Genomic DNA, 23,433 nt, shown 5'->3' on the forward strand with positions numbered 1-23,433 from the left:
AAACGGCACATGGCGCTGTAAGCAGTCAAATACCCCGCCGTAAGCATCGGGACATTTGAACCTCGCGCTGTGGAATGAATAAACATAAAGGATATAAACATAAACGATATGAAAACAAGTACACTGCTTAAAAGATTTGTCCCCTATTACCGGAACTACATAGGAATCATGATAATGGATCTGTTCTGCGCCGCCCTCACAACGGTCTGCGAACTGGTACTGCCGCTGATACTGCGCTACATTACCAACATAGGCATGAATGATCTGGCATCCCTGACCATACGAACCATCGTCATAATCGGCGGCGTATACTTTGCGCTCCGCATCATAGACGGAATGGCAAGCTTTTACATGGCCTATACCGGCCATGTAATGGGAGCCTCCATAGAGACAGACATGCGGGAGGATGCCTTCGCACACCTGCAGAAACTGTCCGATAACTATTTCAACAACACCAAAGTCGGACAGATTATGTCACGCATTACCAGCGATTTATTTGATGTCACAGAATTTGCCCACCACTGCCCCGAAGAATTCTTCATTGCATTCTTAAAAGCCGTGGTATCCTTTGTCATCCTTGCAGGAATCAACCCCTTACTGACTGTCATCATTTTTGTACTCATTCCCGTAATGGCTGTATCCTGCTCCTATTTCAACCTCCAGGTGAGAAAAGCCTTCAAACGCCAGAGAAACCACATCGGCGAACTGAATGCCAGAATCGAAGACAGCCTTCTGGGCAACAAAGTAGTCAGAGCCTTCGCCAACGAAGACGTGGAACTCGGAAAATTCAATAAGGACAATCAGGAATTCCTGAAAATAAAACGTGAAACCTACAAATATATGGCCGCCTTCCAGAACACCATCCGCATCTTCGACGGCCTCATGTACGTGGTAGTGATTGTAGCAGGCGGCATATTCATGATAAAAGGCCTGATTTCCCCCGCGGATCTCGTGGCATATACCATGTACGTAACCACCCTCCTGGCAACCATCCGCCGCATTATCGAATTCGCCGAACAATTCCAGCGCGGAATGACAGGAATCGAACGCTTCACCGAACTCATGGACGCAAACATAGATATCTTTGACGAAGAAGGAGCCGTGCCCCTTCACAACGTAGAAGGAAAAATCACCTTTAAACACGTATCCTTTGAATATCCGGATGACCACACCCCCGTTCTTGCGGATATCGACCTCACCATTAAACCCGGAGAAAAAGTAGCCCTGGTTGGTCCCTCCGGAGGCGGAAAGACAACACTCTGCAACCTGCTCCCCCGTTTTTACGATCCCACCGAGGGTGAAATCCTCCTCGACGACCAGAACATCAAAAAAGTAACGCTCCAAAGCCTGAGAAGCAACGTAGGCGTAGTCCAGCAGGACGTTTACCTCTTCTCCGGCAGTGTCTACGAAAATATTGCATACGGCAAACCCGGCGCATCCAAAGAAGAAGTCATCAAAGCCGCCAAACTGGCAGGCGCCCATGATTTTATCCAGGAACTCAAAGACGGCTACGAAACCTACGTAGGAGAACGAGGAGTCAAACTGTCAGGCGGACAAAAACAAAGAATCAGCATCGCCCGCGTCTTCCTCAAATCCCCCAAAGTCCTCCTCCTTGACGAAGCCACCGCCGCCCTGGACAACGAAAGCGAACACCTGGTATCAGAATCCCTAGATAAACTGGCCGCCGGCAGAACCACCCTCACAATAGCCCACCGCCTGACCACAATCCACGGCGCCGACCGCATCCTTGTCCTCTCCGGAAGCCGCATCGTAGAAGAAGGAAACCACGAAACCCTAATGAAAAAGAAGGGAATCTACTACCAACTCTACACCTCAGCCAACATAGTAGATCACCCTATTGCAGATCAACCATAAACATCCCTCCTACATTCTGCCAAAGAACTACCCGGCCCAAACAGTCTCTCCCTCGCGCCCTGCTATCTGCCCTGAGGAGCCCGGCTGTGTGTCTTGTGTCTCTTCAGGGACATCTCAAAAAAAGGGAGCTGTTTCTTACCGTTTTGCTTCTCTAATCCACTGCCCGCCCTTAGCGGCGCTGTCTGACGACCAGCGGGAGGAGTTTAAGCCGCGTTGGCAGCGGATTAGAGAAGCAAAATGGTTAGAAACAGCCCCTTTTTTTGTCTGACACTGAAGAGACACAAGACACACAGCCGGGCTCCTCAGGGCAGATAGCAGGGCGTGAGGGAGAGACTGTTTGGGCCCCCACTCCACCACCAGAAATAAAATTGCCCGGGACTGCATATCATGTTATACTAAAGATCAGCAGGCCGGTGATAAAAAAGGCCTGACAGGACACACCTCTGTCGGGCCTTTTCCGGCGTCCGGTTTTCAAACAGGCTAACGTGCCGAAGGCACAGAACAGGAGTATGCATGAAATTAATGTTTATCGGAGCAGACCATGAAGTGACCGGCAGCTGCCATTATCTGGAGGCTGCAGGAAAGCACATACTGGTTGACAGAGGTATGGAACAGGGTATCAATCCCTTTGAAAATGCAGAACTTCCGGTACAGGAAGCGATGATTGATTATGTGTTTCTGACACATGCCCATGTGGATCATTCGGGCATGCTTCCCCAGCTGTTCGCCAGGGGATTCCGGGGGAAGATATATGCTACAAGGGCAACCGCAGAGCTTTGCGACATCATGCTGCGTGACTGCGCGCATATCCAGCAGCAGGAAGCGGAGTGGAAAAACCGTAAGGCCAGGAGACATTCCGGTACGGAAAAGCATGAGCCGCCCTATACGATGGAGGATGCGCAGGGAACAATCGGCCTTTTAGTACCCTGTGAGTATGGGGAGCTTATAGAGGTCTGCGATGGAATACAGATCCGTTTTACGGATATCGGGCACCTTCTGGGTTCCTCCAGCATTGAAGTGTGGGCGGAGGAAAAGGGCTTTAAGCGGAAACTGTGTTTTTCGGGAGATATCGGAAATAAGCATCAGCCGTTGATAAGGGATCCCCAGCCGACGGCGCAGGCAGATTATGTTATTATGGAATCCACCTACGGCGACAGGCTGCACAGCACGGAACGGCCGGATTATATCGCCGGTCTTGCGGAGGTGATCCAGGAGACCTTTGACAAAGGCGGGAATGTGGTAATCCCTTCTTTTGCGGTGGGCAGAACCCAGGAAATTCTTTATTTTCTGCGTAAAATAAAGGAAGACGGCCTGGTGGTAAATCATGGAAGATTCCCGGTTTATGTGGATAGCCCTCTGGCAGTGGAGGCTACGGGAATCTTTGAGAAGAATATTTATGAATGCTTTGATGCGGAAGCTCTGGAACTGGTGCACAGGGGCATCAATCCCATATCCTTTCCCGGACTGCATCTGTCCATTACGAGTGATGAATCCAAGGCAATCAACTTTGATGATACGCCGAAGGTTATCATTTCCGCTTCCGGTATGTGTGATGCGGGGCGTATTAAACACCATCTGAAGCATAATCTGTGGCGGGAAGAATGTACGATTCTGTTTGTGGGCTATCAGTCGGTGGGCACATTGGGCAGGACGATACTGGAAGGAGCCTCGGAGGTGAAGCTTTTCGGGGAAACTGTGGATGTGCGGGCCCGGATCATGGCGTTCCAGGGGCTGAGCGGACACGCGGATAAGAATGGGCTGATTGAATGGCTGAAGGGCTTTCAGGAAAAGCCCCGCAAGGTTTTTATTGTACACGGGGAAGATACGGTCTGCACCTCCTTTGCGGAATGCCTGAAATATGAGCATGGTTATGATACCTATGCACCCTTCAGCGGCACCCGGTTTGACCTGATTAACAATGTCTTTGAATTGGAAGCGGCGCCGAAGGCAAAGGAAAAGAAGGCGAAGGCGGCCGTGGTTAACAGTGTTTATGCCCGTCTGGAGGCAGCGGGACAGAGACTGCTGGCAATTATCCGCAACGGAAAAGGTATGGCCAATAAGGATATGGGCAAGTTTGCGGATCAGATAAACGCTTTGTGTGATAAGTGGCAGTAGGGAACGGTCTGTGACAGTAAGAAACAGTCGGTGACAGTAATAAACTGTCGGTGACAGTTCCTGAGAAAAAGAACAGGAGAGAAAAAGCAATATGAGTTTGGCTGATATGACATTTATTCAGATGTGTAAGGATATTTTGGAAAATGGAACGAGTACGGAAGGGGAGAAGGTGCGCCCGAAATGGCCGGACGGAACCCCTGCCTATACGGTAAAGAAATTCGGTGTGGTTAACAGATATGATCTTTCCAAAGAGTTTCCCCTGTTAACCCTGCGCCGTACGGCCCTGAAATCCGCTACGGACGAGATTCTCTGGATATGGCAGCAAAAATCCAATAATATCCATGACCTGCACAGCCATATATGGGATGAATGGGCGGACGAGGACGGTTCCATAGGAAAAGCCTATGGCTATCAGCTGGGAGTCAAGCATCAGTATAAAGAAGGCATGATGGATCAGGTGGACAGAGTTATCTACGATCTGAAAAATAATCCCTTCAGCAGGCGGATTATGACGAATATTTATGTTCATCAGGATCTGCATGAAATGAACCTGTATCCCTGTGCCTACAGCATGACCTTTAATGTGACCCAGAAAAAGGGAGAAGAGAAGCTGACACTGAATGCGGTGCTCAATCAGCGTTCCCAGGACGTGCTGGCGGCGAATAACTGGAATGTGGTACAGTATTCGGTTCTGGTTCATATGCTGGCCCAGGTGTGCGATATGCAGGTGGGCGAACTGGTGCATGTGATTGCGGATGCCCATATTTATGACAGGCATATTCCCATCATTCAGGAGCTGATTGCAAGACAGCCGTATCCGGCGCCCAAATTCAGCCTGAATCCGGAGGTGAAGGATTTCTATCAGTTTACCAGAAATGATGTTTCGGTGGAGGATTACATTACCGGAGAACAGATAAAGGATATTCCCATTGCTATCTGACGGAAGAAGGATACCTTTAGAAGAGATGGAAATGAGGATATGGAGAGGAGCGGTATTATGAATATTATTGTTGCTGTGGATGAAAACTGGGCTATCGGATGCAGGGGGGACCTGCTTGTACGGATACCGGCGGACCATAAAATGTTCCGGAATGAGACTTTGGGAAAGGTAGTGGTACTGGGAAGGAAGACTATGGATACCTTTCCCGGCGGACTGCCTCTTCAGGGCAGGACAAACATTGTCCTCACAAGGAATCCGGAGTACCAGGTGAAGGATGCAGTGGCAGTGCATTCCGTGGAAGAGCTTCTTGAGGAAGTAAAAAAGTATGATTCCCGGGATGTCTATGTTATCGGAGGGGACAGCGTTTACCGTCTGCTGCTTCCTTACTGCGATACGGCCCATGTGACCAAAATAGACAGGGCCTACGAGGCGGATGCGTATTTCCCCAACCTTGATGAAGACGGGGAATGGGAAATAACGGCCGACAGCGAGGAGCAGACCTATTTTGATACCACCTATCATTTTGTTAAATATGAAAGAAAAAGATAAGAATATAGCAGGCCTGCGCATTTACTGCGCAGGCCGTAAGAAAAAGTATGATTGTCCCCATCTTTTACTCATCAATTTCAATAATCACTTTCTCTGCGATGAACTCATTCCCATCAAAACAGCCCAGTGCCTCCAGAACGGTTCCTTCCTGAATCTCTGAAAAAGCGGCTTCCTCTTGTACTATATCTGCACCGCCGCCCTTGATTGTCCAGCGTTCAAACATTGTCGAATCCGTATACCGGACAGTTACCAGCTCTTTTTCAGGGCTTTCAGACTCCGGCATCACAACAATACCTCCATGTCCAATTGAAGATTCTTCCAACAGCGTGCGGCTGATTACAAATGAATTCTGCGAAGTGCTTTTTACTGTTCCGCCTATAAAAATCATTTCCTGGCTTCCCGTCTCCTTATTTTCTGTTTCCTCATTCGCTATATCCTCCTCTTTTTCAGATACATCGCCATCCTGATCTTGCAGAGGTGAATACCCGGACTCAGCTTCGGTTGTCTGTTCCGTCGGTAAAATGGCAGGGCTGCCGCTCTCTGCCTCCGGTTTGCTGCCGCATCCTGCGGCTGCCATGGTTAATGACAGTACCACTGCTGCCAACATGTATTTTTTGTTCATTTCCAATTACCTCTCTTTACTGTTTTTCCCCCCGAAGGACTGCCTCCTGCAGGCCTGTCCTGGCGTAGTAGTAATTATACGAAAGCAGTCTCTAATCTATCTCTAAGAAGGGCGGCATAACTGCGTCGGGTATCGGCGGCAGCCGTAAAAGTATATTAAATATCCAAATTATCCAAAAAGGAAAATTAACGCTTCCCTAACCGCTTTCTTTATATTATAATATTTTTGTGCGTCTGCACAAAGAGTACAGGCCGGGACGAGGCAGGTGGAATGCCCCTTCCGGACAAGAGAAAAAAGTGGAAACAGCAAAAGAGGGATATGTATGGAAAGAAAAGTAGGTACCGTATCAAGAGGAATCCGTTGTCCTATCATCCGCGAAGGAGATAATCTGGCTGACATTGTGGTGGCAAGTGTGCTGGAGGCGGCGGAAAGTGAAGGCTTTGAACTGAGAGACCGGGATGTGATTTCCGTAACGGAATCCATTGTTGCAAGAGCGCAGGGAAATTATGCGCCTGTTGCCGCAATCGCTGAGGACGTGAAAGAAAAGCTGGGCGGAGAAACGGTTGGCGTGATATTCCCCATTCTTTCCAGAAACCGTTTTGCCATCTGCCTGCGCGGTATAGCCATGGGGGCGAAGAAGGTGGTTCTGATGCTGAGCTATCCCAGCGATGAAGTGGGAAATGAACTGGTTTCCCTGGATCAGCTGGACGAAGCGGGAGTGAATCCTTACAGTGATGTACTGACACTGGAAAAATACAGGGAGCTGTTCGGAGAGAATAAGCATCCTTTTACCGGAGTGGATTATGTGGCTTATTACAGTGAAATAATCCGGGGGTCCGGAGCTGACGTGGAAGTGATTTTTGCAAACAATCCGAGAGAAATCCTGAAATATACAAAGAATGTGCTCACCTGTGATATCCACAGCAGAGCCCGCACCAAGAGGATACTGAAGGAGAGCGGGGCACAGACCGTATGTGGTCTGGACGATATTCTTAATGCACCGGTAAACGGAAGCGGCTGCAACGAGAAATATGGCCTGCTGGGTTCCAATAAATCCACGGAGGACACGATTAAGCTGTTCCCCAGGGACTGTACGGATCTGGTATTGGATATCCAGGCTAAGGTTCTGCAGAAAACAGGAAAGCACGTGGAAGTCATGGTTTATGGTGACGGTGCTTTCAAGGATCCGGTTGGAAAGATTTGGGAGCTGGCCGACCCCTGTGTCGCTGTGGCGAATACGGAAGGGCTGGAAGGAACTCCTAACGAAGTGAAGCTGAAGTATCTGGCGGACAATGATTTCAGGGATTTGTCCGGCGAAGCGTTGAAGGAAGCGATATCCTCCAGGATTAAAGGAAAGAAGGACAACCTGGTGGGAGACATGGCATCCCAGGGAACGACACCCAGAAGGCTTACCGATTTGATCGGATCCCTGTGTGATCTGACCAGCGGTTCAGGAGACAAGGGTACTCCTGTTATTCTGGTGCAGGGTTATTTTGATAACTTTACGGATTAATACATAAGGAACTGAAGATTATCTAAGGTTTCATCCGCTTTTTTAGCAGGGCGGAATAAAAAGAAAGGCGCTGACTTGCGGTTTGAAGTCAGCGCTTTTTATGCTGATGAAGATTTCATATTTCTGTTCCGGCCGTGCCGTGTATATCCGCAGGGCATGAACAGCAGCGATTTTATCGGAATAATTTACTGTTTATGTATGGCAGAATGGCCGGAATTTTATTATACTGGTAATAATGGAAGGCTATTGTGGGGAGGGTAAAATGCGGAAATCTAAAAGTACAGCGGTTTTTTGGTTATGTGCGGTTCTGATCGGATCCGTTTTCATTACCGGATGCAGTTCTGAATCTACGAATAACAGAAAAGCGGTTACGCTGAAGTGGAATCAGGAAACGGAAGAGACAGAAAGTGCGGTTGAAAGCACGGAAGAAGAAGACAACAGCGCATTTAATTGGGAAATCCTTCAGAAAATGAAAGAACTAAATGAGAACGGAGAATATCTGGACGCCGTAAAGGCAGCGCAGGATATGGACAAAATGTCAGATTACTCGCCCGAAATAGCGGCATTAAGAAACCAGATTATAAGGGAGAACAGGGAGTACTTTGAAACACAGATAGATCCCGCTTTTGAAAACGGTGATTATTATTTGATAGGAGCCTTGTCAAATTTATTTTTATTTGATAAAGAAAAAAAAATAGAATATGATTTCGTGAAAAAACTACAGGGAGAGTACGTATTATCGGCAGAACCCGATGGCGTAATCTGTGTGATTATCAGCGGGTATGAAATTCAGATAAATGGCAGGAAAAGCAAGTTTTCTTATAAAAGAATAAAACCCTTTGAGCAAATCGACTATTATGAAAACAGGCTGTTTCTGGAAGATGGGACAAAAGTGGAAGAAGTGAACGTCGGAGTAATCGCTGTCACTTATAAAAATAAAATGTGCATTAAATACACAATTGCCGGAGAAAAGGAAAATACGGACAAAACAGAGAAAGAGAGTGAAGTGGAAAAAGAAAAAGAATATTCGGAAAACGAACCCTGTATCGGTATGACCAAGGGAGAAGTTTTAAACTCAGATTGGGGAATGCCGACAGAGATAAATAAAACCACTTATGAATGGGGTGTATCCGAACAATGGGTCTATCCTGATAACAAATACATTTATATTGAAGAAGATGTGGTCGTCGCCATTACGGAGTAGAATGTTACAGATCACCTTCCTTCCGCGCCGGCCGTCTTCTCCATGCCGCGTGCCAGGCCTGCCTCATCGGCCTATCCGAACGGGTCTCTGCGCTGTAAGGTTCCTTACAGGACACGCTTTCGCTCGGATAATCACGCAGCGGTACTAAGGCTGTAAAGGACACAGCCTTAGTACCGGCGTGCTTATAACGGTCCTTACAGGAATCCTTACAGCGCAGAGACCCGTTCGGATAGGCCGATGAGGCAGGCCTGGCACGCGGCATGGAGAAGACGGCCGGCGCGGAAGGAAGGTGATCTGTCCTCAGCATATATAAAAGAAAGGAAAGGATGTATATGAAAATCTCTTTCAGAGAACGCCGTAGCAGCAAATATCAGAACCGGATATTCGTCCTTTTATTGCTGATGGCGGCGGTACCATTGCTGATAGCGGGGGCGATATCCTATAAGATATATATGGATGAGGTGACGAAGCAGACGGATCTGTCCATGGAAGCAATAGAAACCCAGATTTATAATGATGTGGAGGTAGTCCTTTCCTCTATTCGTCAGTATTATCTGGAAAATTCCTCATCAGATGAAATAGGGTGGCTGATTCAGACGGACAGCATCCCCTACAGGGAATACAGCAATCTGTTCGATGCGCAGAAGCTTTTGAAGGGGCCCACGTATATTGATGATTATGTGGGGAAATATGCTTTTATTAATCTGGAAAAAGGGTGGATACTTACCAATAACGGTATGTACCGCCTGGATTCGGTAAGAAATAAAACCCAGATGGAGGAATTCCTGGATGAGATCCGGGATAATTATTCAAGCCTGTTCTGGAGCAATAACATCGAGAAGCCGTCTCCTTACAGCAATGGGGTTTATCAGAGCAATACTCTGGACTTATCAGGATTTTTCCTGGTGATGAAGCTGCCGGGAAGTATCCAGCGTATGGATCAGGCGGTGCTTGTGGGGCTGAATCTGACAAAGCTGCAGCAGCAGCTGGATAAAAATCTGGCTGGATATGAGTTATGTGTGCTCAATTATGACGGGACGCCTCTTTTTGCTTCGGATGAAGGCCTGCAGGCTTATTGTTCCGCTAACCTGGAACAGCTGCAGAACGGAAACGATATCCGGAGTATACAGCTGGATAAAAATGTGGATTACCGTATCCGGGTGAGGGAGGCCTCACCGAACGGCCTGATTTATGTCCTGGGCTATGATTTGGGAAATGTGAGGGAAGGGGCAGGAAGGATATTATCGGTGTCCCTCATCATAACCGGAATACTGGTGGTGCTTTTTCTTATCAGCCGGATCTTCACGGCTATTTTATACAGACCTGTAAAGAACCTGAAGGATTATGTCTCCCAGGTGACGGGGAGCGGAGAGCAGGAGCAGGATGAATTCACGGCGATCCGGGAAAACGTGGTTCATCTGGTGGATACCAGGGAAAGCCTGCAGCTGATGGTCCGGCAGCAGGAAAAAATGCTTGTGGAGCAGTTTATGCTGCGGGCGATCCGGGGAGGCCTGACGCCGGAAGCGATGAACAGCCTGCAGGAACAGTTCCGTCTTCCGAAAGCGAAAGGATACCGCCTGCTGACCGTTATGTGTATGCTGGAGGGCGAAACAAATGAGGAAAGCGAGCTGGAAACAGAGGCTTTGAGCATGACGGCGGCCAGGAAAATACCGGAAAGGATAAGTGAACTGCTGATATGTTCTCCTTTCAGTATGAACGGGCAGATATTTCTGGTTATCGGGGCGGATACCGACGAGGAGCTTCAGGAGCGGACGAAGGAGATACATAGCAGCCTGACTGCTTTTTTTGAAAAGGAATTTGGCTGTTCTGTTATTTCCGGGGTCAGCCAGCCCTTCCCGAGGCTGAAATATCTGAGGACTGCTTATAACGAATGTATGGAGACCTTGAGAAATACGGGAAGGCTGCATGCGGCACACAGCGATATCACCTTTTATGAAGATATCACCCGGAATGACGGTATTATAGGCGGATATGATTTTGTGATTGAAAATTCCATGATGAAAGCGGTTAATGACGGAAATGGGGAAGAAGCCGCCCAGCTGGTGGATAAATTTGTAAACAGCCTGTATAACAGGGAAATCGCCAGCCATGACAGAAGCTTTTTCCTCCACAGGCTGGTGGTATCCGTGCTGTCGGTGCTGTCTGATGCGGGGCTTTCCGCCAATCAGATATTTAAGGAGCGTTCGGAGGATGTTTTTTCCAAGCTGAATGACTTTTTTGAACGGGATAAGTTAAAGTCTTATCTGAACCGGTGTATCATACAGCCGGCCGTGGAAGCGCTCAGGCAGTACCGTTATAATGCTTCGTCGGATATCCTGCGCAGTATTATGGAAATAGTGAGGGAGAAAAGGGGAGATATCACGCTTACGGAATGTGCGGAGCGGCTGAATTATCATCCAAGCTATATTTGGAAGGTACTGAAGGCTGAACGGAATATGACCTTTACGGATTTAGTCAATCTGGAAAAGCTGGATGCGGCGAAGGAGCTGCTGCTCAATTCCGATTGTTCCATTTCAGAAATCGCGGAGCAGCTTAACTATGCGAACACGCAGAATTTCATCCGGTTTTTCAGCAAGTATGAAAATACCACGCCCGGCCGTTACCGGAAGGAGCATAAGAAGGAGGACAGCGCCTCCGAAAGTGATAATAAGCAGGATCCGGAATAATCATTTTCTGTCTGACGGGCGGAAAGAAATGGATTATTTCGGAAAAAACCGCGTAAAGATAATGATTATTGACAGGATAAGGAGCACGGAATATCCCGGAAAAAGGGAGTTCCGGCTCTTTTTTTGTGCTCCGGGAAAAGGGAAGATATTCCTCATTGAAAACGCTTACATTTTGTTTTATGATTGCAGCAGCAGGCAGAGGCAAGCAAAAAAACGTATGGAAGCATTTCTTTGCAGCGCTGCCGAAATAAGAAAAAGGAGGACTTTTCGTGAGCGGACTAAGAGGTAAGACAGCCGTTCCCGCCGTCAGGAATAAGAAAGAATCTTTATGGCATTTTGTGATGGCGCATAAGTGGCTGTACATTTTATTGATACCAGGCGTGCTTTATATGCTGATATTTAATTATCTTCCGATGTTTGGTATTGTGATTGCATTTCAGGATTTCAGGCCCTTCAGTGCGGACAGCGCCATCGGTGCTTATCTGTCGAGTGAATGGGTGGGACTGGCGAACTTCAGGAAATTTTTTACAGGCTATGATTTCTTTATGCTTCTGAAAAATACGCTTTCCATTTCCATACTGAGTCTGCTGTTCTTTTTCCCCGCACCTATCCTGCTGGCGCTTCTTTTGAATGAAATCAGGAGCCAGGGCTACAAGCGGGCGACACAGACACTGGTATACATTCCCCACTTTATATCGCTGGTTATTGTGGCAACACTGACTCAGCAGCTGTTCAGCACTACGGACGGTATTATCTATAAGATAATGGAAAATATTATGGGACGGGGAAATGCACCGGACATCCTTGCGACGCCCAAGTATTTTTACGGACTTATCGTAGGGCAGAATGTGTGGAAGGAAACGGGATATGGTACCATCATTTTCCTGGCGGCGCTGGCCGGAGTGGATATGGAGCTGTATGAGGCGGCAAGGATTGACGGCGCCGGACGCTGGAGGCTGATGTGGCATATCACGCTGCCGGCCATACGGGGAACCATTGTCATCATGCTGATACTGAAGGTCGGTTCCATATTAAATACGGGTTATGAACAGATTTTCCTGATGCAGAACGATTTGAACTATACGGCGTCGGAGGTATTTGACACCTATATTTACAACAAGGGAATTAAGCTTGCCCAGTATTCCATGGCGACGGCCGCAGGTGTATTCAAATCCGTGGTAAGCCTGATTATGGTGCTGGCGGCTAATAAAATCGCTAAAATGTGCGGTGAATCCGGATTTTATTAAGAGGAGGTTAACATGTCTAAGGTGCGTGAAGGTTCCAAGATAAAGAGAAGTCCTGGTGATCAGGCCGTACAGGTTTTGATATACATATTCGTGGGCGTGTGCGCGGTGGTCACGGTTCTGCCTTTCCTTTATGTACTGGCCGGTTCCTTTGCTACGGAGAGGGAACTGACGGAAAGGGCTTTTTTCATTATTCCCACAGAGTTTTCGCTGAATGCCTATAAATATATAATCCGGACAGGCGATGTATTTAAGGGGCTGAAAAATTCAGTTATTGTTACGGTGATCGGTACGGCGATTAATATGCTGTTTACCACAACCCTGGCCTATCCCCTTTCCCGGTCTTATCTGAGGGGGCGTAACTTTTTCATCAATATGGTTATCATTACCATGCTTTTTTCCGGGGGTATGGTTCCCAGCTATCTGGTGGTAAGCAGCCTGAAGCTGACCAATACCTACTGGTCCCTGTGGCTGCCCGGTGCGATAAGCGCCTTTAATATGATAATCATAAAAAATTATTTCCAGGGCATTCCCAAAGAACTGGAAGAGGCGGCCAGGGTGGACGGCTGCTCGGATTTGGGGATTTTCCTGAAAATCATTCTGCCTTTGTCCAAACCCACGATAGCCTCTGTGTCTCTGTTCTACGCGGTAGGACACTGGAATTCCTATTTCAGCGCCATGCTGTATATCAGTGACAGAAGCAAGGAAGTGGTTCAGATTGCGCTGCGAAGAATCATTTTCCTCGCAGGGGGCATCAACACGGACGGAACCCCCATTGACTGGGGTGCTATGGGACAGCCGCCGGAAAAAGCGGTGAAAATGGCCACTACGGTGGTGGCTACCGTCCCCATACTGATCATTTATCCGTTTGTCCAGAAGTATTTTACCCAAGGTGTTATGGTCGGCGCTGTAAAGGGCTGATTTGACATAAACCATCTAATGTATTTTCATATAAGGGAGGAAAAAATATGAAGCGTAAAAAAATGATGTCTTTACTGCTGTCAGCCGTTGCCGCTGTCAGTATGATCGCCGGCTGCGGAAATCAGGCTGCAGGGACCAGCGGGGAAGGAAACGCGCCGACGAGTGAGAGCCGGGAGGCGGGGACGGATGCCGCTGCAGCCGAAGAAACGGGCGAAAGACCGACTATCAGCATCATGTGTATCGATATCTATGGCTCGGCGATGGGAAATGTGGGCTCAGAAGACGTGCTGAAGGCGGCCGAGGACTATACGGGTGTCAATGTGGATTTCAACTGGGTAGCCAACGATTCTTATAACGATATATTGGGCGTGACCCTGATGGATAAGGCGAATATGCCCATGGTAATTACCTACGGCAGCGACCTGCAGGCAAATCTTGTCCAGGCAGCAAAGGACGGGGCGTTCTGGGATTTGAATGATTTTGTGTGGGATAAAGAAAAATACCCCAATCTTTCCCAGATGAATGAAAATGTTATCAAAGGGTTTACCGTGGACGGCCAGCTGGTAGGAATTTACCGTTCCAGGCCCATCGGACGTAATGGCCTTGGCTACCGGGCAGACTGGGCGGAAAAGCTCGGGCTGGATGAGCCCAAGACAATCGAAGACGTATACAATATGATGTATCAGTTCACCTATGGGGATCCGGACGGAAACGGCAAAGATGATACCTACGGCCTGTGCCTTTGCAAATATACAGGTCCGCTGGATATCATACAGGCCTGGTTCGGCGCCGGAAACCAGTGGAAGGAAGTGGACGGAAAGCTGATTCCCATCCATCAGACAGAGGAATATATGGAGGCCCTGAGATGGATGAAAAAGATGTATGACGACGGACTGGTATACCGGGATTGGGCAACAAGAGAAACCAATACCTGGACGGACGGCGTAAAGAACGGGGAATGCGGTATGTTCCTGGACGTTCTGGATAATTCCCGCAGAATCTGGGATTACCTCGTAACGGAAAATATCCCTTCCGCAACAGGAGAAGGCGTTGCCAGCATGAAGCTTATCGGCGGCATTGCTGCGGAAGAAGGAGGAGAACCTCATACTCTGGCAACCTCCGGCGCCAGTGGCTGTCTGCTTATCACAAAAGCAGGGGCCAAGACGGAGCAGGATGTGGAAAACTGTCTTACCTATCTGGATAAGATGTGCGATAATGAAATGAGGATACTTGCTGATTACGGCCTGGAAGGAAGAGATTACGAGCTTGATGAAGAAGGATATATTGTGGATTTGCTGGTAGATAAAGAAATCCAGGAGAAGCCTCAGATAGGCCTGAACCAGTCCGTGCCTTATGTGCCGGAGGTTCTTCCCAATGCGACGACAGTTAAGAAGAGCGACAGGCTTGTGGAAGAGGAAGCTATTAAAGAGGCCAATGCGGATATCGCCGTATTTAACCCGGCTATCGGTTATCTGGTGAGCTCCAAGGTGAATGCTGAGGTGGGAACCGATCTGAAGGATATCCTGGACAGGGCGAGAACACAGTACATCTGCGGGCAGATTGATGAAAAGGGCCTGCAGGATCAGTTTAAGGTATGGGAACAGAGGGGCGGCGCCGATTTGATTGCGGAAGTGAACGAAATGTATCAGGCGGATACGTCCAAATAAGAGAATCAGCTATGCAGATAAGAGGCTGCGAAGGTACGAATGGCCTTCGCAGCCTCTTTTGAAAGGAGTGCAGGATGCGTATAACATGGGAACAGGTGACGGACAGCAGCATCGGTATTTCCTGGGAGCCGGTACAAAAAGCTGACTGTTACCGCGTATATTGGGCGGACAGTGCGGGCAGTACCGTACGGTACCGCCTCATGGCGGAGACGAAAGCCTGCCGTTATACCCTGGAAAAGGCCACGCATGTCCCCCATTATCTCCGGGTGGCGGCGGTGAGGAACGGAGAAGAAACGGAGTGCAGTGATACCCTGCGGACGCCGGTGAAAAAGGTGTTCTGGGAACAGCTGGAACGGCTGAACAGAGGGCTTGTGGCCGTGAAGACGGGAAACGGAATTTTCCTGAGCTGGCGGCTGTTTTTGGAGGAAGTGAGCGGATATTCCGACACAGGCATGACCGGGACGGATTTCGCGGTATACCGGAACGGAGAACGGATCGGGACGGTGATGGAGAGCACGAATTATCTGGATGCCCGGGGAACGGAAAAAGACAGGTATGCAGTGGCTCCCATAAAGGACGGCAGGGAAGGGGAGCCGTGCGGCGAGGTGAAGGTCTGGGAAAAGGAGTACCTGGATATCCCCCTTCATAAACCTGAGGGAGGCGTGACGCCCGCAGGAGAGGCTTATGAATATCATGCCAACGATATGAGCATCGGGGATGTGGACGGAGACGGCGAATATGAATACATCGTAAAATGGGATCCTTCCAATTCCCATGATGTTTCCATTAAGGGATATACGGGAAAATGCTATCTGGACTGTATGAAGCTGGACGGCACTCTTTTGTGGCGTCTGGATATGGGGGTGAATATCCGGGCGGGAGCCCATTATACCCAGTTTATGGTCTATGATTTCAACGGTGACGGGAAAGCGGAAATGGCGGTAAAAACAGCGCCCGGAACCAAAATGATCCGGTACGGGGTGGACGGAACGGCAAAAGAGGAACGGTATATCACGCTCCTGCCCGAGGATATTGCGGCGGGAGTGGGGCATGAGGATAACTATGTCTGTTCGGCAGAAGATTACAGGCGGCATATGGCGGAGGTATTTATGCATTGGCAGGATTGTCCGCAGGTGAAATCAGGACAGTGGCCGGAAACATTGGAGGAATGCTTTAAAATGGAGGGGATTGCTCCCCCGAGGAGCTGTTCCTATCCGCTGAAGGAACAGGATGCCCTGGATCTTGCCGATTATTTCATCCATGTATATGCGCCGGCGAGGAGTGAAAAAAATGAACTGGATAAATTCGAAGGCTTTATTTATGAAGGGCCGGAATATCTGACCATGTTCGCCGGCGACGGAAGGGAGCTGCAGACGGTACGTTTCCCGGTGGGCCGTGAGGATGACGGGCTTCTCTGGGGGGATTATGCCCTGCCGCGTATAGAGCCCTGCAACCGGGTGGATCGTTTCCTTTCCGGTGTGGCTTATCTGGACGGGGAACGTCCCTATCTGATTATGGCAAGAGGCTACTATACCAGAACGACAGTGACCGCTTATGATTTCTTTGATAATTGTTTCCGGGAGAAATTCCGGGTTGACAGCGGGCATGTGCCTATGGCTAATCCGTTTAGGGCGGAAGGGATACATGAGGTGGAAGGGCCGGATCCGGTATATGGCGCTCTTGCCGGACAGGGCAACCACAGCCTTGCCGCTGCGGATGTGGACGGCGACGGCTGTATGGAAATCATATACGGCGCCGCGGTAATTGATCATGACGGTTCCCTGCTTTACAGCAGCTATGACTACAGGCCGGACGGCGTGCGTGCCAAGCTCGGACATGGAGACGCCATGCATGTGGCTAAGATCGATCCGGATCGTCCGGGGTACCAGATTTTCAATGTGTTCGAAGGAGGGGAAGCGGTTCCCTATGGATTTGCCCTGCGCGATGCACAGACCGGGGAGGTTCTGTTCGGTGAGTATGCCGCGGAGGATTTGGGAAGATGCATGATCGGCAAAATCGACCCCGGCACAAGAGGGTTTCAGGTATGGGTAAATGAGGTGTTTGACTGCAGGGGACGGAAGCTGGAGGTGCCTGTGCCGGGAACGAATCAGAGTATCCGCTGGGCGGGGGACATGAGCACGCAGATCATAGACAGGGCGCAGTATATCGGTACGGTTCAGACGGGAGTCATCAATGATAATACCCACGGTACGATGCTTGTGCCGGAGGATACCATGACCAACAACGGGACAAAAGGGAATCCCTGCCTGGTAGCGGATATTTTCGGGGATTTCAGGGAAGAACTCCTTCTGCGTAAAAAGGATGACAGTGCCATTCGTATTTATACGAATACGGAGCTTACGGGGCATAAGCTTTTTACATTGATGCATGATTCCATGTACCGCTGCGGTGTGGCCTGGCAGAACAATTGTTATAACCAGCCCTGCTATACCAAATTTTATTATGGAAATGACTGCGATTTCAGGGATGTCCTTCCCTGGCTGGCGGCGGAGGACGGAGAAGAGTAATCAGACAGAAGCTTGTAAGAAGTCAGAGGCTTGTAAGCAGGCAGATGCGTGTAAGAAAACAGATGGGGATTCCCGGAAAAAGAAAGGGAGGCTGGTTTTATGGAAGCAAAACTGATAGGAAAATTTGACATTGCAGCGGCCGGCGGGGGAAAAGGGCTGCTGGGGGATATTGACGGAGACGGGCGGATGGAGGTAGTATTTGTACAGGCGGACAGCGGCATTGACGATCGCTATGTCCCTCATCAGATTACCTGTGTGACCGCTTACCGGCTGACCGGTGAACTGCTGTGGCAGAGAGGTGACAGCTCCGGCAGGCCCGGCAGTTTCGGCTCGGATTTTCCCGCACAGATTTATGATATTGACGGGGACGGATGCCTGGAAATCCTGTGTGTGATGGACAAAAGGTTTCTCATACTCGAAGGAGCCACAGGAAGGGTGAAGGAGGAGCATGCGCTTCCGTCAGAAGAGGCCCATGACTGTATTATCATAGCAAACCTCAGCGGGAAAGACAGGCCGGAGGACATTATCCTGAAGGATCGGTATTTCCACATGTGGGCGCTGAACAGGCAGTTTGAACTGCTTTGGACCCATGAGGGGAACCTGGGACACTTCCCCTGGTGCAGTGATGTGAACGGGGACGGCTATGACGAGGTGATGGCTGGCTACGATCTGCTGGATCATAATGGACAGGTGCTTTGGTCCTGCCGGGATCTGGAGGATCATGCGGACTGCCTCTGGGTGGGGGATGTGAATGGAGACGGAAAACCGGAAATCGCCGTGGGAGGCAGTGTGACCTGCCTGTACAGCGCGGAAGGAGAAGAGCTTTGGCGTTATGACGGATCCGTGGAATCCCAGCATATTGCTCTGGGGAAATTCCTGCCCGGGCGGCCGGGGCTGCAGGTGGCGGGGCTTGACCGGATACGCAGGGGAGACGGCTACAAAGGGCAGTGGGACGGAAAGGACGGCATGTTTATGCTGGACGGTGAAGGGAAGGAGCTTTGGAAGGAAGACAGGCAGACCAAGGGCTGGCTGACGATTGTGGACGGACTTTACAACTGGAACGGCGAAGGGAAGGATTATATTCTTGCCTACCGGCGCGGGGGCGGCGTAAAACCGGCCTTGTATGACGGCTGGGGAAATACGGCGGTGTCCTTCCCGGAGGATGGCTATGTCCTCCATGGGGATTTGTTCGGACGGGATAAAGAGGATGTAATTATTTATTCCGAAGATACGGCCTGGGTATTCAGCGGGACGCCCGCAGACCTGGCGGAGAAGCCTTCCGGAAAGCCGGTTCCCCAGGTGAAAAGGCTTTACAGGTCAACGCTGTATCCCGGAGGGGAACGGTAAAAAAGGCACGGGCTTGAGAACAGTCCGGCTTAAGAAAGAAAAGGAGAGGGAACATGGCAGCAGGAAGAATTATCAGGAACAATTTTAAGGAATTTACGGATGAACTGACGGGTACGAAGGTTACGCGTCTCACGGAGCCGGATCATGTGAGCCATCATATGTATTTTTATAACCGGATGACTACGGCTGACGGATCCAGGCTTTTATACTGTGCGGAGCTTGAAGGAGAGAGGCAGCTGTATCTTATGGATCTGCATACCGGGGATGCCGTGCAGCTTACGGAGGGAGACGGGCTGGAAGATTACGGCGGTTTGATTTCCGCGGAGGATACCCATATTTTTTATCAGCAGAAGGATGGCATCTGGAAGCTTTGTCTGGAAACACTGGAAAAGGAATGCGTTTACCGCATACCGGAGGGCTGGAACGGAGGCAACTGGGGGATGAGCCAGGACAACCGTTTTATGGCGATTGTGGAAACCTTGAAGTCTTCCCTTCCGGAGAGGAAGAAAGGGGACAACTGGGACTTTTTCGCTTTGACCTGTAAGGCAAAGCCCCATTGCCGGATCGTATATGTGGATCTGCAGACGGGCAGCAGCCATACGGTGCTGGAGGATGACTGCTGGTTCGGGCATGCCCAGATCCGTCCGGGGGATCCGGATACCATCATGTTCTGCCATGAGGGCCCCTATGATTTGATAGATGCCAGACTGTGGCTGGTACAGAGTGACGGAAGCAATTACCGCTGCTGCAGGGAGCAGCCGTCGGATTTGATACTGACACATGAATTCTGGCTTCCCGACGGTTCGAAGCTGGCCTTCGTTTATCGGGAGACGACAGGCAGCAAGGAGGAAAACATCCGTATGATCAACCCGGATACTATGGAAGAAGAGATTTTCATGCCCTGTTCTCCTTATGCTCATTTTATCTGTGACAAGAGGAACCGTTATATGGTTGGGGATTCCCAGGGAAGCGATGTCCCCATCCATCTGCTGGAGGAAACGGACGAGGAAGAAAACGGCGAAATCAAGAACGATTTTATTTACCTTGTAGACGTGGAAAAGAGAGAAGAGAGGAAGCTGTGCTACCATGGAACCTCCTGGAGGGCGGTGCACGGAAATCCGCAGGATTCCCATCCCCACCCCTGCTTTACGGAAGATAACAGGTATGTTATATTTGTATCAGACAAAGAGGGAAAGCCCTGCATTTACAGAGTGGATTTGGAACAGTTTAATAAGTAGAAGGCCGTGCGGCAAAGAAAGCTGATATCCGGAAAGACAGAAGGGCGCCGCCGGCGGAAGGAGGCATTATGAAGGTTTGTGCAGTGACCGGCGGAGCCATGGGTATCGGTAAGGAAATCGTGAAGACCTTTGCCGGGGCGGGATACCGGGTGGTTTTTATCGACAAGGATGAGACTGCGGCGAGGAAGACGGAAGAGGAGCTGCAGGCGGAAAACCGGAATGTGAGTGCCATGGTGGGTGACATCGGGGACGAGGTGGCGGTAAAAGCTTTTGCGGATTATGTTATAAAAGAATGCGGAAGTGTAAATGCTTTGATTAATAATGCATGTATCAGCAGAAGAGGGCTGCTTTCCGGCTGCGGCGCAGAGGATTTTAATTACGTCCTGCGTGTCGGAGTGACGGCCCCCTACCTGCTCACCCTTTATCTGAAAGAGCATTTTGCAAAACAGGCAGCCATCGTGAATATTTCCTCTACAAGGGCGTTTATGTCCCAGCAGGATACAGAAAGCTATACGGCCGCCAAAGGCGGAATTACGGCGCTGACCCATGCGCTGGCGGTGAGCCTTTCCGGAAAAGTGCGGGTTAATTCCATCGCTCCGGGCTGGATTGATACCTGGGAATCCCATGGATTGCCGGAGCCGGTTTACTCAGCGCCGGACAGGGAACAGCATCCCTCCGGCAGAGTGGGGAATCCGGCCGATATTGCCCGGGCAGCCCTCTTTTTGTGCGATGAGAGGAATTCCTTTATCAACGGGGAAAATATCAATATTGACGGAGGAATGAGCCATTTGATGGTGTACCACGACGACTGCGGGTGGAGGTATGAAGGGGACAGCTCCGGAAATCCGTGAATGAGAAAGATATTCCCAAAGACCTGGTAAAATCAGAATAAAGTTTATTGGAAAATGAATTCTCTTATGATATGATAAATCTGCTGTTCCATTCTTCCTGTGAATATTGTGACACAGTTACTGCGACGCAGACGGGAGCAAAATTTTAAGAAGCGGAGAGCGGATTATGGTAAGAAGATATATCACGGATAGCAATATCCTTCGCGAAATTAATGACTTCAGACCGGGAATCTGGGTGAATATGGTGAACCCTACTCTGGAAGAATGCACTCTGGTCGCCAACGAATTTCAGGTGGATATCACAGATATCAGGGCGGCGCTGGATGACGAGGAAAGTTCCCGTGTGGATGTAAGCAATGATTATACGATGATTCTGTTTGATATCCCGTCTATTGAATACCGTCATAAAAGAGAAGCTTATACGACCCTCCCCCTGGGACTTATTTTTGCGGCAGATACATTGATAACCATATGCGCGGAGGAAACGCCGGTGCTGAAGTATTTTACAGAAAATGCGGTGAAGGAATTCAGCACCAAAAAGCAGATACGCTTCATTTATCAGATAATTCTGCGAACCTGTATGCTGTATCAGTCCTATCTGCGCATTGTGGATCGCAGGCGCAAGGAAATTGAAGAGCATATCGGCGGGGATACAGAGGATGTGGATCTCATTGATCTTCATGAGCTGGAATCCAACCTGGTATATTTCGACACTTCCCTTCGGGCCAATAAGATGGTTCTGGAAAGACTTGTCCGTTACAGTAAGATAAAAAAATATCCGGAGGATCAGGAGCTTCTGGAGGATGTGGTGGTAGAAAACCAGCAGGCTATCGAAATGACCCAGATATACCGGGACATTATCAAAGGTACCAGGGAGCTGCTCTCTTCCGTGATTGACAACCGTCTGAATACGGCGATGAAATATCTGGCTTCCATTACTATTGTAATGGCAATCCCCACGATTATTTCCGGTATTTATGGAATGAATGTGGATGAAAAATGGATGCCGCTGGCAAACACTCCTTTTGGGTTCGGCATTATTTGTATGCTTACCCTGCTGCTGTGCATTCTGGTGATTCGGATTCTGCGGAAACGGAAAATGCTTTAAAGAAATTTATAAAAACAGATAACTGCCAAATGGAGGGAGAGAGTGCCCTGCGTTTGGCAGTTTACTTTTATTTTTGGACCGCAGGCGAGGAATTGCCTGTTTAATGAAATCCAATCGTGTAATAAAGAGAAAAAGTGCGGCAGCCGTTTTAAAAGAAGGGGAATAGAACGGTTGACATATTTACAAAGAGAGGGTATGAACGTGATTAAGATTGATAAAGGAAATATTTCTCTGGCCAAAAAATTAGCTTTGGAATCTTCCTGTCCAAGTTTTACGAGTATTCTGGCTGGAATAGCGAAGGGTGATTTGTGGATTGATGACAGGGAGAATCCAACGCTCGCATTGGTATATTCCGCACCTGTAGGAGGATACCGAATTATGGGGGAAATTAAGAATAAAAACAAATTGGGGGAATTTACAAGATTTCTTGAGGAGGAACTTTTTCTTCAGCTAAAAGAAGCAAAGATAGATGAATTTGAGTTTGCCGCAGAAAGCATTGAAGTTGAAAAAATGATATTAATGCATTTTCGCGGATACAAAATTATTGAAGATAAAGAGTTGGCATTTATCAGGAAACCGGATCAGGAGAGACCAGTGGTATCTGGAATAAGCGGATACGATTTTCTGGAAATTAATGAAGAGTGTTTACAGAACAATTATCAAAATAAAGACTATATAGTAACGCGAATAATTGAAGCATGGGGAACCATAGAAAAATATCTGAATTACGGGATCGGATTTATTGCGGTTGAAGGCGATCGGATAGCAGGAATGATTTTAGGAACAGCGAATTATGAGAATATTTTGCCTATTGATATAGAAACGTTAAAGGATCATAGAAAAAAAGGGATTGCAACTGAACTGACCAGACGGTTTTTAGCTTACTGTTATGATAACAAATTAACTGCGTATTGGAATTGCATTATTTCTAATGCTGAATCGCGAAATATCGCAGAAAAAGCTGGTTTTCAATTTATTGGATCTAAAGATTATTATTATTTCAATATTTAATTGCCAAGAGAAT

The 23,433-nt window shown here is 48.8% G+C and carries 17 protein-coding genes; 16 read left to right on the forward strand and 1 reads right to left on the reverse strand.

Annotated elements, in window-relative coordinates:
- Window positions 1-108: 108 nt before the first annotated feature.
- The 4 genes from BLA28_RS12050 to BLA28_RS12065 all read left to right on the forward strand — a co-directional run bounded on the left by BLA28_RS12050 (window position 109) and on the right by BLA28_RS12065 (window position 5,479).
- Entirely contained in the window at window positions 109-1,875 is a 1,767-nt protein-coding gene (locus BLA28_RS12050) for an ABC transporter ATP-binding protein (RefSeq protein ID WP_069158941.1), read from the forward strand.
- Window positions 1,876-2,388: 513 nt separating this feature from the next.
- Complete coding sequence (locus BLA28_RS12055) at window positions 2,389-3,990, forward strand: MBL fold metallo-hydrolase RNA specificity domain-containing protein (RefSeq protein WP_069158942.1); 1,602 nt, start codon at window positions 2,389-2,391, stop codon at window positions 3,988-3,990.
- 91 nt (window positions 3,991-4,081) lie between these two features.
- Window positions 4,082-4,930 carry a thymidylate synthase gene (gene thyA, locus BLA28_RS12060; RefSeq protein ID WP_069158943.1) on the forward strand — a complete coding sequence of 283 codons (849 nt, stop codon included), beginning with the start codon at window positions 4,082-4,084 and terminating at the stop codon, window positions 4,928-4,930.
- Window positions 4,931-4,987: 57 nt separating this feature from the next.
- On the forward strand, window positions 4,988-5,479 hold the full coding sequence (locus BLA28_RS12065; RefSeq protein ID WP_044963317.1) for a dihydrofolate reductase: 492 nt from the start codon (window positions 4,988-4,990) through the stop codon (window positions 5,477-5,479).
- Between the two features lie 64 nt (window positions 5,480-5,543).
- Here BLA28_RS12065 and BLA28_RS12070 read toward each other — a convergent pair whose 3' ends face one another.
- Window positions 5,544-6,101 (reverse strand): hypothetical protein, encoded by a 558-nt coding sequence (locus BLA28_RS12070; RefSeq protein ID WP_069158944.1) that lies wholly within the window; start codon window positions 6,099-6,101, stop codon window positions 5,544-5,546.
- Between the two features lie 322 nt (window positions 6,102-6,423).
- Here BLA28_RS12070 and BLA28_RS12075 point away from each other — a divergent pair, with 322 nt between their 5' ends.
- The 12 genes from BLA28_RS12075 to BLA28_RS12145 all read left to right on the forward strand — a co-directional run bounded on the left by BLA28_RS12075 (window position 6,424) and on the right by BLA28_RS12145 (window position 23,420).
- Window positions 6,424-7,614 (forward strand): coenzyme F420-0:L-glutamate ligase, encoded by a 1,191-nt coding sequence (locus BLA28_RS12075; RefSeq protein WP_069158945.1) that lies wholly within the window; start codon window positions 6,424-6,426, stop codon window positions 7,612-7,614.
- A gap of 262 nt (window positions 7,615-7,876) precedes the next feature.
- Window positions 7,877-8,818: a hypothetical protein gene (locus BLA28_RS12085; RefSeq protein WP_069158947.1), complete on the forward strand. Its 942-nt coding sequence runs from the start codon at window positions 7,877-7,879 to the stop codon at window positions 8,816-8,818.
- A gap of 332 nt (window positions 8,819-9,150) precedes the next feature.
- Window positions 9,151-11,505: a helix-turn-helix transcriptional regulator gene (locus BLA28_RS12095; RefSeq protein WP_044963321.1), complete on the forward strand. Its 2,355-nt coding sequence runs from the start codon at window positions 9,151-9,153 to the stop codon at window positions 11,503-11,505.
- A gap of 269 nt (window positions 11,506-11,774) precedes the next feature.
- Window positions 11,775-12,752 (forward strand): ABC transporter permease, encoded by a 978-nt coding sequence (locus BLA28_RS12105; RefSeq protein ID WP_009250827.1) that lies wholly within the window; start codon window positions 11,775-11,777, stop codon window positions 12,750-12,752.
- 12 nt (window positions 12,753-12,764) lie between these two features.
- Window positions 12,765-13,670 carry a carbohydrate ABC transporter permease gene (locus BLA28_RS12110; protein ID WP_009250826.1) on the forward strand — a complete coding sequence of 302 codons (906 nt, stop codon included), beginning with the start codon at window positions 12,765-12,767 and terminating at the stop codon, window positions 13,668-13,670.
- 47 nt (window positions 13,671-13,717) lie between these two features.
- Window positions 13,718-15,337, forward strand: coding sequence for an extracellular solute-binding protein (locus BLA28_RS12115; RefSeq protein WP_016359880.1), 1,620 nt, complete (start codon window positions 13,718-13,720; stop codon window positions 15,335-15,337).
- A 74-nt stretch (window positions 15,338-15,411) separates the two neighbouring features.
- Window positions 15,412-17,865 carry a rhamnogalacturonan lyase gene (locus BLA28_RS12120; RefSeq protein WP_069158949.1) on the forward strand — a complete coding sequence of 818 codons (2,454 nt, stop codon included), beginning with the start codon at window positions 15,412-15,414 and terminating at the stop codon, window positions 17,863-17,865.
- A gap of 99 nt (window positions 17,866-17,964) precedes the next feature.
- Window positions 17,965-19,212, forward strand: a complete 1,248-nt coding sequence (locus tag BLA28_RS12125; RefSeq protein ID WP_069158950.1) for an FG-GAP-like repeat-containing protein — start codon at window positions 17,965-17,967, stop codon at window positions 19,210-19,212.
- A 53-nt stretch (window positions 19,213-19,265) separates the two neighbouring features.
- The gene (locus BLA28_RS12130; RefSeq protein ID WP_069158951.1) at window positions 19,266-20,450 is read left to right on the forward strand and encodes an oligogalacturonate lyase family protein; all 1,185 of its coding nucleotides are present in this window, start codon (window positions 19,266-19,268) and stop codon (window positions 20,448-20,450) included.
- Window positions 20,451-20,518: 68 nt separating this feature from the next.
- Window positions 20,519-21,301: an SDR family NAD(P)-dependent oxidoreductase gene (locus BLA28_RS12135; RefSeq protein ID WP_069158952.1), complete on the forward strand. Its 783-nt coding sequence runs from the start codon at window positions 20,519-20,521 to the stop codon at window positions 21,299-21,301.
- Between the two features lie 166 nt (window positions 21,302-21,467).
- On the forward strand, window positions 21,468-22,409 hold the full coding sequence (locus BLA28_RS12140) for a magnesium transporter CorA family protein (protein ID WP_009250820.1): 942 nt from the start codon (window positions 21,468-21,470) through the stop codon (window positions 22,407-22,409).
- 201 nt (window positions 22,410-22,610) lie between these two features.
- Complete coding sequence (locus tag BLA28_RS12145) at window positions 22,611-23,420, forward strand: GNAT family N-acetyltransferase (protein ID WP_169897240.1); 810 nt, start codon at window positions 22,611-22,613, stop codon at window positions 23,418-23,420.
- Window positions 23,421-23,433 lie beyond the last annotated feature (13 nt).

This window comes from Eisenbergiella tayi (assembly GCF_001881565.1).
GTDB lineage: Bacteria > Bacillota > Clostridia > Lachnospirales > Lachnospiraceae > Eisenbergiella > Eisenbergiella tayi.

Excerpts from the sequence above, each read along its gene's own strand:
- BLA28_RS12050 (WP_069158941.1), top strand. The coding sequence starts at position 109 with ATGAAAACAAGTACACTGCTTAAAAGATTTGTCCCCTATTACCGGAAC.
- BLA28_RS12055 (WP_069158942.1), top strand. The coding sequence starts at position 2,389 with ATGAAATTAATGTTTATCGGAGCAGACCATGAAGTGACCGGCAGCTGC.
- thyA (WP_069158943.1), top strand. The coding sequence starts at position 4,082 with ATGAGTTTGGCTGATATGACATTTATTCAGATGTGTAAGGATATTTTG.
- BLA28_RS12065 (WP_044963317.1), top strand. The coding sequence starts at position 4,988 with ATGAATATTATTGTTGCTGTGGATGAAAACTGGGCTATCGGATGCAGG.
- BLA28_RS12070 (WP_069158944.1), bottom strand. The coding sequence starts at position 6,101 with ATGAACAAAAAATACATGTTGGCAGCAGTGGTACTGTCATTAACCATG.
- BLA28_RS12075 (WP_069158945.1), top strand. The coding sequence starts at position 6,424 with ATGGAAAGAAAAGTAGGTACCGTATCAAGAGGAATCCGTTGTCCTATC.
- BLA28_RS12085 (WP_069158947.1), top strand. The coding sequence starts at position 7,877 with ATGCGGAAATCTAAAAGTACAGCGGTTTTTTGGTTATGTGCGGTTCTG.
- BLA28_RS12095 (WP_044963321.1), top strand. The coding sequence starts at position 9,151 with ATGAAAATCTCTTTCAGAGAACGCCGTAGCAGCAAATATCAGAACCGG.
- BLA28_RS12110 (WP_009250826.1), top strand. The coding sequence starts at position 12,765 with ATGTCTAAGGTGCGTGAAGGTTCCAAGATAAAGAGAAGTCCTGGTGAT.
- BLA28_RS12115 (WP_016359880.1), top strand. The coding sequence starts at position 13,718 with ATGAAGCGTAAAAAAATGATGTCTTTACTGCTGTCAGCCGTTGCCGCT.
- BLA28_RS12120 (WP_069158949.1), top strand. The coding sequence starts at position 15,412 with ATGCGTATAACATGGGAACAGGTGACGGACAGCAGCATCGGTATTTCC.
- BLA28_RS12125 (WP_069158950.1), top strand. The coding sequence starts at position 17,965 with ATGGAAGCAAAACTGATAGGAAAATTTGACATTGCAGCGGCCGGCGGG.
- BLA28_RS12130 (WP_069158951.1), top strand. The coding sequence starts at position 19,266 with ATGGCAGCAGGAAGAATTATCAGGAACAATTTTAAGGAATTTACGGAT.
- BLA28_RS12135 (WP_069158952.1), top strand. The coding sequence starts at position 20,519 with ATGAAGGTTTGTGCAGTGACCGGCGGAGCCATGGGTATCGGTAAGGAA.
- BLA28_RS12140 (WP_009250820.1), top strand. The coding sequence starts at position 21,468 with ATGGTAAGAAGATATATCACGGATAGCAATATCCTTCGCGAAATTAAT.